This is a genomic window from Intrasporangium flavum (assembly GCF_001956915.1).
GTDB classification, from domain to species: Bacteria; Actinomycetota; Actinomycetes; order Actinomycetales; family Dermatophilaceae; genus Monashia; species Monashia flava.
This window is the reverse complement of record NZ_MLJO01000015.1, coordinates 95794-106019: the sequence shown is the minus strand read 5'-3', so window position 1 is coordinate 106019 and position 10226 is coordinate 95794. Positions and strand designations below refer to the sequence as shown.

General features: G+C 71.7%; 9 protein-coding genes. 7 read left to right on the top strand and 2 right to left on the bottom strand.

Annotated features, from left to right (window positions below; translation table 11 throughout):
* Positions 1 to 22: 22 nt before the first annotated feature.
* Complete coding sequence (locus BIV28_RS13075; RefSeq protein ID WP_076262494.1) at positions 23 to 994, bottom strand: sigma-70 family RNA polymerase sigma factor; 972 nt, start codon at positions 992 to 994, stop codon at positions 23 to 25.
* Positions 995 to 1081: 87 nt separating this feature from the next.
* On the opposite strand from BIV28_RS13075, the gene BIV28_RS13070 reads away from it, so the two are divergent.
* From BIV28_RS13070 to BIV28_RS13040, 7 genes are all read left to right on the top strand, one after another.
* Positions 1082 to 1465 (top strand): VOC family protein, encoded by a 384-nt coding sequence (locus tag BIV28_RS13070; protein ID WP_242652986.1) that lies wholly within the window; start codon positions 1082 to 1084, stop codon positions 1463 to 1465.
* 288 nt (positions 1466 to 1753) lie between these two features.
* Complete coding sequence (locus BIV28_RS13065; protein WP_083707322.1) at positions 1754 to 2908, top strand: LacI family DNA-binding transcriptional regulator; 1155 nt, start codon at positions 1754 to 1756, stop codon at positions 2906 to 2908.
* Positions 2909 to 3049: 141 nt separating this feature from the next.
* Positions 3050 to 4336: a sugar ABC transporter substrate-binding protein gene (locus tag BIV28_RS13060; protein ID WP_076262492.1), complete on the top strand. Its 1287-nt coding sequence runs from the start codon at positions 3050 to 3052 to the stop codon at positions 4334 to 4336.
* 4 nt (positions 4337 to 4340) lie between these two features.
* The gene (locus BIV28_RS13055) at positions 4341 to 5255 is read left to right on the top strand and encodes a carbohydrate ABC transporter permease (protein WP_076262490.1); all 915 of its coding nucleotides are present in this window, start codon (positions 4341 to 4343) and stop codon (positions 5253 to 5255) included.
* Position 5256: 1 nt separating this feature from the next.
* Positions 5257 to 6159, top strand: coding sequence for a carbohydrate ABC transporter permease (locus tag BIV28_RS13050; RefSeq protein WP_083707321.1), 903 nt, complete (start codon positions 5257 to 5259; stop codon positions 6157 to 6159).
* Between the two features lie 19 nt (positions 6160 to 6178).
* A complete protein-coding gene (locus BIV28_RS13045; RefSeq protein ID WP_076262489.1) occupies positions 6179 to 7825 on the top strand; it encodes a glucoamylase family protein in 1647 nt (548 codons plus the stop codon).
* Positions 7826 to 7961: 136 nt separating this feature from the next.
* A complete protein-coding gene (locus BIV28_RS13040) occupies positions 7962 to 9833 on the top strand; it encodes a glycoside hydrolase family 3 protein (RefSeq protein WP_076262487.1) in 1872 nt (623 codons plus the stop codon).
* Positions 9834 to 9857: 24 nt separating this feature from the next.
* Here BIV28_RS13040 and BIV28_RS13035 read toward each other — a convergent pair whose 3' ends face one another.
* Complete coding sequence (locus tag BIV28_RS13035; RefSeq protein ID WP_076262486.1) at positions 9858 to 10106, bottom strand: DUF2630 family protein; 249 nt, start codon at positions 10104 to 10106, stop codon at positions 9858 to 9860.
* Positions 10107 to 10226: the final 120 nt, after the last annotated feature.

Below are 10226 nucleotides of genomic sequence, written 5' to 3'. Positions count from 1 at the left end.
CCCCACGGTCCACCAGTGAGCCTCAGAGGTACTCGATCTCGAGGGCGTCGAGGCGGGCCTCGTCGGCGACCAGCTCGATGCCGACGACGCGCCCGTCCTCGACGGTGAAGGCGAAGACGACCTTCGGCACCCCGTGCAGCATCCACACGGCACCGGGTCGCCCGTCGAGCGTCGCGAGCCGGGCCCCACGGGCGCGGCCGTCGAACATCGCGGCGACCGCCTGCTGGCCCCGCACCTCGGCCGGCGAGCCCATGAGCGCCGCCGCGGCGTCGGACCGCACGACGACGGCGGGGTCGAGCAGCTCGAGCAGCCGCCCGAGGTCGCCGCCGCGCGACGCGGCGAGGAATGCCTCGACGACCTCACGCTGCCGCGACCGTGTCGTCGCCACGGAGGAGGCCCCGGGCAGGTTGCCGGTGCGTCCGTCGACGCTCTCGCTGTCAAGGCCGGTGTCGAGGCCGACGCCGGAGGCGCGGACACGTCGGCGGGCCCGGCTCGCCAGCTGACGCGTCGCCGCGGGCGAGCGGTCGACGACGTCGGCGATCTCCTCGAACGGCAGGCCGAAGAGGTCGTGGAGCACGAACGCCAGGCGCTCGGCCGGCGCCAGGGTGTCGAGCACGACGAGCAGGGCCAGGCCGACAGAGTCGGCGAGCTCGGCCTCCGCCGCGGGGTCGGGCGTCCGCGTCGCGCCCACCGGGGCGACCGGGGCGTGGTCGAGGGCCTCGGCGTCGGCGACGTCCCACGGGTGCTCGCGCCGGGCCGAGCGCGAGCGCAGCTGGTCCAGGCTGATCCGCGCGACGACGGTGGTGAGCCAGCCGCCGAGGTTGGCGACGTCGCTCGTGTCGGTGCGGCTGAGCCGCACCCAGGCCTCCTGCACGGCGTCGTCGGCATCGGCGCTCGATCCGAGCACCCGGTAGGCCACGGCGCGCAGGTGCCCGCGGTGCTCCTCGAAGCGTGCCGCCAGCCAGTCGGGGGTCCGGTCGGGGTTCTGGTCCATCGCCGTGTCACATCCTTCGTGTCTGCTCCGTCATGGGTCTGACGGGCCAGCCGGGCCCGATGTGACACCGACAAGGAGCACCCTGACATGACCGACTCGACCGCCTCGACCAGCACGACCACCCTGCCCGCCATGACGACCGTCGTCTACGCCGTCACCGACCTCGACGCCGCGAAGGCCGCGTTCAGGGCCCTCCTCGGCGAGCCGCACACCGACCAGCCCTACTACGTCGGCTGGAACGTGGGAGGCCTCGACGTGGCCCTCGACCCCAACGGCCACCGCAAGGGCCTCGCCGGCCCGCTGCCGTACTGGACGGTCGAGGACATCTCGGCCGCCCGCGACGCCCTCGTGGCGTCCGGCGCGACGGTCGTGCAGGAGCCGACGGAGGTCGGTGGCGGGCGCCGCACCGCCGTCCTCGCCCTGCCCGACGGTGGCCACGTCGGGGTCCTGCAGGACGCTGCGCAGGCCTGACCGGTCCCGCCCGCGAGACACCCCTGGCCCGGTGGCGTCGGACTCCCGACGTCACCGGGCCCCTCGCTGTCTCAGGCGAAATCACTTGGGGCGCAGTCGATCACGTGCCAGATCCTGAGACCGTGGATTGCCGTTCGCAGCCCCGGCCGACCCCGCCCGATGGCCCCGGCACCGAGAGGGGGTCTTGCGCGACGTCGGGGATGTGTGCAGGATGGTTGCCGATGTAAGCGCTTACAACGCCAAGCATCACCGACCAGGGACTCGACGACGAGACGGAGGTGGCCTCCCATGGCAGCCGAGCAGGCCCGACGTGCCCGCCGTGCCACCCCGGCCACCCAGGCCTCCGCCGACGCGTCCACCCTCGGCTCGGCACCCGCGTCCGGCCAGGTTGCCGGTGCCGGTGCCGGCGCGACGATCTACTCGGTCGCCGAGCGCGCCGGCGTCTCCATCGCCACCGTCTCTCGCGTCCTGCAGGGCGCCGACGTCGTCTCCGAGACGACCCGCCGCAAGGTCCTCGACGCCGTCGACGCCCTCAACTACGTGCCCCTCGGCGCCGCCCGCAGCCTCGCGGTCCGCCACCACGAGGCGTACGGCCTCGTGCTTCCCGAGCTCACCGGTCCCTACTACGCCGAGCTGCTCCTCGGCTTCGAGACCCGCGCCGCCGAGCTCGGCCAGAGCGTCACGCTGCTGCTCACCGAGGGCAAGGTCGATGCCGCCCGCGCCGTGCGCCGCCTCGCCACCCGCGTCGACGCCCTCGCCGTGCTCGGCTCCGCTGCCATGCCGCCCGCGGTGGCGCGGGCCCTGCACGGGCGCAAGCCCGTCGTCATCATCGCCGGCGAGCCCCAGGACGGCATCGAGAGCGTCACGGCCGAGAACGCCCACAGCGCGGCCGAGCTGACCGCCCACGTCCTCGGGCACGGTCGGCGTCGCCTCCTCTTCGTCGGCGACCCGGCCGGCGCTCCTGACATCGCCGAGCGCCACGCCGGCTTCGTGGCCGCCCACCACGACCTCGGGCTCGAGCCGGCCGAGCCGGTCCGCGTGCCCTTCCGCGAGGCCGACGGCGAGCTCGTCGCCGACCGCCTCCTGTCCGGCGAGCTCGACGCCGACGCCCTCGTCTGCGCCAACGACGAGCTCGCGCTCTCGATCATGACGCGCCTGCAGGACGCCGGCCGCGACGTCCCCGGCGACGTCGCCGTCGTCGGCTGGGACGACGTCATGACCGCCAGGTACGTGCGCCCGGGTATGACCACCGTGCGCCAACCGGTCCGCGAGCTCGGTGAGCTGGCGGCCGAACGTCTCCACCAGAGGGTCCAGGGGGGAGAGCTGCCGTCCGAGCGCCGGTTGCTCCCGACCCGGGTGGTCATCCGCGGCTCGTGCGGTTGCCCGAGCCCCCGCCCCCCGTCCACCTCCGGTCCGGCCGGCCTCGCCGACCCGACGCGCTGAGCGCGCCCGCCGACGGGCCGGCCCACTCCCGACCCCGACGCCAGACCCTGACGCCAGACCCCGACCCGCCCCTCCACACGTGCGATCGCACCGCCCCCCGGCAACCCACGCTGCACGTCCCAGAGAAAGAGAGAACACCCGATGAGACGCACCACCGCCATCACCGTCGCGTGCATGACCGCCGCGGCCCTGACCGTGACCGCCTGCGGCCGAGGCTCGGACAACGGTGGCCCCGCCGCCGGGCAGACCGGAGCCGCCGTCAGCACCGGCAAGGCGAGCGGCACCATCACCGTGTGGGCCATGGGCGCCGAGGGTGACAACCTCTCGAAGCTGACCCAGGAGTTCGAGTCCGCCAACCCCGGCGTCAAGGTCCAGGTCACCGGCATCCCGTGGGACGCCGCGCACGACAAGTTCACGACCGCCATCACCGCCAACAAGACCCCCGACGTCGCCATGGTCGGCACGACGTGGATGGGCGAGTTCGCGGGCATGGACGCCCTCGACCCGACGCCCGCCTCCATCGACAAGAGCGCCTTCTTCGACGGCGCCCAGAAGACCACCGAGGTCAACGGCACCTCGTTCGGCATCCCGTGGTACGTCGAGACGCGCGTCGTCTACTACCGCACCGACCTGGCCAAGAAGGCCGGTTACGACACCGTGCCGACCGACTGGCAGGGCCTGCACGACATGGCCAAGGCCATGCAGACCAAGGCCGGCGCCAAGTGGGGCATCGGCCTGCAGGCCGGCGGCGAGGGCTCGTGGCAGACGGTCATGCCGTTCGCCTGGGGCGAGGGCGCTGACCTGACCAAGGACAGCGGCAAGGCCTACAACTTCGACAGCCCGCAGCTGCTCAAGGCCACGCAGTACTACCAGTCGTTCTTCAAGGACGGCATCTCCGACAAGGCCGCCCCGGCGACGCCGACCACCGAGCCGGACTTCGCGAGCGGCAAGGTCCCGATGTTCATCTCCGGCCCGTGGATGATGTCCGCGGTCGAGAAGGTCGGCGGCGCCGGCTTCAAGGACAAGTACAACGTGGCCCCGATCCCGGCCGGCTCGGCGGGCTCGTCCTCCTTCGTCGGCGGCTCGAACTTCGTCGTCTTCAAGAACACGAAGAACCGCGACACCGCGTGGAAGTTCGTCCAGTGGCTCGCCGACCCGAAGGTCCAGGCCAAGTGGTACTCGATCTCCACCGACCTGCCCTCGGTCAAGAGCGCGTGGCAGGACCCGTCGCTCGCCGCGGACAAGAAGCTCGCCGTCTTCGGCAAGCAGCTCGAGACCGCCAAGGCCCCGCCGTCGTTCCCGACGTGGGAGCAGGCCGTCAAGGGCCTCGACACCGAGATGGAGAAGATCACCAAGACCGGCGAGGACCCGGCGACCGGGCTCAAGACGGCCCAGCAGCAGGCCGACTCCATCGGCACGGGCGCCTGATCCCATGAGCGTCCAGACCGCAGCCTCCCGCCGGACCGCGAAGGCGGCCCGGCGGGAGGGGCGGGCTGCGTGGATCCTCGCGCTCCCGTTCTGCGTCCTGTTCCTCGCCTTCACGGCGTGGCCGGTGCTCCAGTCGCTCTTCATGAGCTTCACGGACACCAGGGCGCGCGACCTGCGCACCCCCTTCGCCGTCGACGTCGTCGGGTTCGACAACTACGCCAAGGCCCTGTCCGACCCGATCTTCCGCCAGGCCGCCGGCAACACCGCGTACTTCGTCCTCGTCGGGATGCCGCTGACGCTGGTCGTGGCCCTCGCCGCGGCCGTCGCGCTCGACAAGGGCATCACCCGGTTCCGGGCCGTGTTCCGCCTCGGCTTCTACATGCCGGTCATCACCTCGATCGTCGCCGTGGCCGTCGTCTGGCGCTTCCTGCTGCAGGACCCGGGCGGCCTCATCAACACGGCGCTCGGGTGGGTCGGCATCGACGGCCCGAACTGGCTCGGTGACCCCAACTGGTCGATGCCGGCGCTCATCCTCATGGCGTCGTGGCGCAACTTCGGCACGGCGATGATCATCTTCCTCGCCGGCCTGCAGGCGGTCCCGGCCGAGCTGCACGAGGCCGCGGCCATCGACGGCGCCGGTGCGTGGAAGCGGTTCCGGCACGTCACCCTGCCGCTGCTGCGCCCGACCCTGCTGTTCGTCATGGTGACGACCGCGATCGGCTACCTCCAGTTCTTCGAGGAGCCGTTCGTCATGACCAAGGGCGGCCCGCTCAACAGCACGATCTCGCTGTCCTACTACACCTACCAGCAGTTCGGGTTCGGCAACTACGGCCTCGCGTCGGCGATGAGCTACCTCATCTTCGTCGTCATCGCGATCGTCACCGCGATCCAGTTCCGGCTGCTGCGAGAGAGGACCTGACATGGCCGTCGACACCGCACCCCGACCGACGCGGGAGGTGGCCCCCCAGCCCTCCTCGCGCGCGCCGCGCTCGGGCATGGTCGGCTCGAGCCGGGGTGGACGCTGGTGGCTCTACCTCGTCCTGACCGTGGCCCTCGTCGCCGTCGTCGCCCCGTTCGTGTGGATGGTCCTCGGCTCGTTCAAGGGCGAGGGCGAGCTGCGCCAGGTGCCGCCGACGTGGTGGCCGCAGAGCGCCTCGCTCGACAACTACACGCAGCTGTTCAGCAAGCTGAACTTCGGCCAGTACTTCTACAACTCGATCGTCGTCGCGGTCGTCGTCACGGCGGGCAACCTCATCTTCTGCTCGATGCTCGGGTACGCGTTCGCGATGCTCGACTTCAAGGGCAAGCGTCCGCTCTTCCTCGCCGTCATGGCGACGCTGATGATCCCGGGAGTCGTGACGTTCGTGCCGCTGTTCGTCCTCGTCGCCAACGCCGGGCTCATCAACTCCCTGCCCGGCCTCTTCCTGCCGTTCCTCGTCAGCCCCTTCGGCGTGTTCCTCATGCGCCAGTTCATCCTCGGGCTGCCCAGGGACCTGCTCGACGCCGGCCGCGTCGACGGCGCGGGCGAGCTGCGGATCTTCTGGCGGATCATCCTGCCGCTGTGCGGTCCCGCGCTCGCGACGCTCGGCATCCTGACGTTCCTCGGCAGCTGGAACAACTTCCTCTGGCCGCTCGTCGTGGGCCAGACCGAGGACAAGTACACCCTCCCTGTGGCGCTGGCCCTCTACTCGACGGGCCAGAACAGCACGAACTACGGCCTGCTGCTCGCCGGCGCCACCGTCGTCATCCTCCCCATCCTCGTCGTCTTCCTCGTGTTCCAGAAGCGCTTCATCGAGGGCATCGCCACGACGGGCCTCAAGTAAGGAACGGAGAACAGCCCCCATGTCCGACCGTCCCACCACCTCCTCAAACTCCCTCTCCTCCACCCCCTCCCGACGCAGCCTCCTCGTCGGCGGGGCCGCCTCCCTCGCGGCCTTCGCCCTCGCACCCGCCGCCTCCGCGGGGGCCGCGACGCGCACCGGCTCGGCCCCGGCGTTCCTCCGCAACGGGCTCGGCGCGCAGACGCGGTCGCTCGACGCCGCGCTGGTGCGCACCTGGGCCGCCGACACGTGGCGCAGCCTCGTCGCGATGACCGACCCGACCACCGGCCTGCCCGCCGACAACATCCCGGAGAGCCTCGCGGCCGGGGACCGTTCGGGCTACACGTCGCCGACGAACATCGGCGGCTACCTGTGGTCGACGATCGCCGCCCGCGAGCTCGGCATCATCACCCGCGGCGAGGCGTCGGCTCGCCTCATCCGCACGCTCAAGACGGTGGAGCGCATGGAGCACCACACGCCGAGCGGCATGTACTACAACTGGTACGACGAGGCCACCGCCAAGGCGCTGCACACGTGGCCCGACTCCGGCGACACGGTCGTCCCGTTCTGCTCGAGCGTCGACAACGGCTGGCTCGGTGCGGCGCTGCTCGTCGTGCAGAGCTCGGACGCCGCCGCTGCGCCCTGGGCGAAGAGGATCTTCGACCGGATGCGGTGGGACGCCTTCTACAACGACAACAGCGACCCGGCCCACCAGGTCCGCCCCGGCGGCCTCATCCACGGCGGGTTCTACCCCTACGAGGACGGCCGCCCCGGTGGCACCTACCAGGGCACCCACATCGGCGGCGACCCCGTCTGGCTCACGACGCACCACTACGACACGACGGTGTCCGAGACCCGCATCACCAGCTACCTCGGCATCGTCACCGGCCAGATCCCGGCCAAGCAGTACTTCGCGATGTGGCGCACCTTCCCGGCCACCTGCGACTGGAGCTGGCACGAGATGCAGCCGGTGGGCGAGCACCGCACGTACTACGGCATCGACGTCTACGAGGGCGCCTACACCTACCGCGGGATGCACGTCGTGCCCGGCTGGGGCGGCAGCATGTTCGAAGAGCTCATGCCCGACGTCTTCGTCCCCGAGGCGGAGTGGGCCCCGAACAGCTGGGGTCGCAACCACCCGCTGCACGTGCGGGCCCAGCGCGAGCACGGCCTCGACGACGCCGGCTACGGCTACTGGGGCTTCAGCCCGTCGAGCGACCCCTTCGCCGGGTACCGCGAGTACGGCGTCGACGCCCTCGGCCTCAACCCCGACGGCTACTTCTCCGACAAGGAGCGGACGAACTACGACCCGGGCTTCGGCGACTGCCGCGCGGCCACCAACCCGAACCCGACGTACGGCGACGGCGTCGTCACGCCGCACGCCGCGTTCCTCGCGATGATGCACGAGCCGGACGAGGCGTTCACCAACCTGGCCAACCTCAAGGCCGACTTCGACTCCTACGGCCGCGGCGGGTTCTTCGACGCCGTCGCCGTGCGGTCGGGCACCGTGGCGCGCCGCTACCTCTCGCTCGACCAGGCGATGGTCATGGGCGTGGCCGGCAACGTGCTCGGTCGTGGCGTCATCCGTCGCGGCTTCTCGACGCCGACCGTCGAGAAGCGCCTGCGCCCGGTCATCGGGATCGAGGAGTTCGGAGCCGGGATCGCCTGAGCCGCAGACCAACTCACCCCTCGACGCGTCGGGAGTGGCCCACCACGCTCCGACGCCCTCCGTGGCCGCCCGCCGCCTTGCCCCCTCTCCGCGGGCGGCCACGGAACCCTCACCACCTGCATGAAAGGCTTCACCCGTGCGACCCGAGACGAGCACGACCGACGACGGGGTCACCTTCCGTGACCTCAACGGCAACGGCCGGATGGACCCCTACGAGGACCCGCGGCTGCCGGTCGAGCAGCGCGTCGAGGACCTGCTCGGGCGGCTCTCCCTCGAGGAGAAGGTCGGCCTCATGTTCCAGACCGTCATCGAGGCGGGGGCCGACGGGTCGGTGCTCGAGACGCCCGGCAACATCAGCAAGTCGCCGACGTCCGAGGTCGTGCTGAGCAAGCACCTGAGCCACTTCAACGTGCACGCCCTCGACGACCCGCGCATGGCCGCCCGCTGGAACAACACGCTGCAGGCCCTCGCCGAGCAGACCCCGCACGGCATCCCGGTGACGATCTCGACCGACCCCCGCCACGCCTTCATCGAGAACGTCGGGGTGTCGTTCTCGGCCGGAGCCTTCTCGCAGTGGCCGGAGCCGCTCGGGCTCGCCGCCCTGCGCGACGCCGACCTCGTGCGCACCTTCGCCGACGTCGCCCGCCAGGAGTACGTGGCCGTCGGCATCCGGGCCGCGCTGCACCCGACGCTCGACCTGGCCACCGAGCCGCGCTGGGCCCGCCAGGCCGGCACGTTCGGCCAGGACCCCGACCTCGTCACCGAGCTCGGCGTCGCCTACCTCAAGGGATTCCAAGGGGATTCGCTCGGGTCGACGAGCGTCGCCTGCACGAGCAAGCACTTCCCGGGCGGCGGCCCGCAGAAGGACGGCGAGGACGCCCACTTCCCGTACGGCCGCGAGCAGGTCTACCCCGGTGGGCGGTTCGCCGACCACCTCAAGCCGTTCCCGCCGATCATCGAGGCCGGCACGGCCGGGATCATGCCGTACTACGGCATGCCGGTCGAGCTCGAGATCGACGGCGAGAAGATCGAGCCCATCGGGTTCGGCTACAACAAGCAGGTCGTCACCGGGCTGCTGCGCGAGAAGCTCGGCTACGACGGCGTCGTCGTCACCGACTGGGAGCTCGTCAACGACAACCACGTCGGCGACCAGGTGCTGCCGGCCCGCGCGTGGGGCGTCGAGCACCTCGACCCGCACGGCCGGATGGAGCTGATCCTCGAGGCCGGAGCCGACCAGTTCGGCGGCGAGGAGTGCGTCGAGGTCCTCATCGACCTCGTCAAGGAGGGCCGGGTCACCGAGGAGCGCGTCGACGCGTCGGCCCGGCGGATCCTCGCGGTGAAGTTCCGCCTCGGCCTGTTCGACGACCCGTACGTCGACGAGGACGCGGCCGCCACGACGGTGGGCCGCCAGGACTTCCGCGACCTCGGCCGGGCCGTCCAGGCCCGGTCGGTCACGGTGCTGCAGAACGGCGCCCCCGCGGGGGCGCGCCCGGAGGGCTCGAGCATCACGTGCGCCGACGCCACGCTGCCGCTGCGCGAGGGCCTGCGCGTCTACGTCGAGAACGTCTCACCCGAGGCGGCGGCCCGGCTCGGCACCGTGGTCGAGCGGCCCGAGGACGCCGACGTCGCCGTCGTGCGCGTCACCGCGCCGTTCGACCCGCGCTCGGACCTCTTCCTCGAGTCGTGGTTCCACCAGGGCTCGCTCGACTTCCCGCCCGGACTCGTGCACCGGCTCGGCCGGGTGGCCGCGGCGTGCCCGCTCGTCGTCGACGTCGTGCTCGACCGCCCGGCGGTGCTGACGCCGCTGCTGCCGATCGCGACCACGGTCGTCGGCAGCTACGGCACGAGCGACGACGCGCTCGTCGACGCCCTGACCGGCGTCGAGACGCCGCAGGGCCGGCTGCCCTTCGACCTGCCGCGGTCGATGGAGCAGGTGCGCCGGCACGGCGAGGACGTGCCGGGCTACGACGACCCGCTGTTCGCCTTCGGCCACGGCCTCGGCGCCTGAGCGGTTCGAGGGCGCGGGCGGGGCTCAGCCCGTGTAGCCCTCGACAGTGCGCTCGGAGCGCACCTGCGCCTCGTCGGGGTCGTCGCCGAACTCGCGCTTGGCCCGGCGCTGGCGCAGCAGGTCCCAGCACTGGTCCAGCTCGACCTCGACGCTGCGCAGCCGGTCGTGCTCGTCGTCGACGCTGATCTCGCCCTTGCCGAGCGAGTCGCGCAGCGCGTGCTCCTCGTCGATGAGCGACTTGATGCGGCCCTGGATGGAGACGTCGTCAGCCATGGCTCAGTCTCGCACGCGCCGCGCGTGTATCTGTGGCCCGGACATCGGCACTGATCGGTGTGAACGGTCGCGAAACGGACCCGAGGCACCTGATCGGCCCGAACCCGACCTGACCCGCTC